This window comes from Rhodoferax ferrireducens, from assembly GCF_003347515.1.
Classification (GTDB): Bacteria; Pseudomonadota; Gammaproteobacteria; order Burkholderiales; family Burkholderiaceae_C; genus Rhodoferax.
On sequence record NZ_QEII01000154.1, the window covers coordinates 1 to 368 of the forward strand.

Here is a 368-nt window from a genome sequence, read left to right on the forward strand (position 1 = left end):
AGCATCTGGCCGGTCTGGTTGCAGTCGTCATCAATCGCCTGTTTGCCGAGCAGGATCAGGCCGGGCTGCTCCTTGTCGACCAGGGCCTTGAGCAGCTTGGCGACCGCCAGCGGCTGCAGTTCTTCGCTGGTTTCGACCAGGATGGCGCGGTCAGCGCCGATGGCCATGGCGGTGCGCAAGGTTTCCTGGCACTGCGTGACGCCGCAGGAGACAGCGATGATCTCGGTGACCACGCCTTTTTCCTTCAGGCGAACCGCTTCCTCGATGGCGATTTCATCGAAGGGGTTCATGCTCATTTTGACGTTGGCGATATCTACACCGGTGTGGTCCGACTTGACGCGGACCTTCACGTTGTAGTCCACCACGCG

General features: G+C 60.9%; 1 protein-coding gene. It reads right to left on the bottom strand.

Translation table 11 applies throughout. The annotated features are described in order from the left end of the window. The coding region (locus C5P05_RS00810) for an electron transfer flavoprotein subunit beta/FixA family protein (RefSeq protein ID WP_232834283.1) at positions 1-368 on the bottom strand (368 nt) is incomplete at both ends.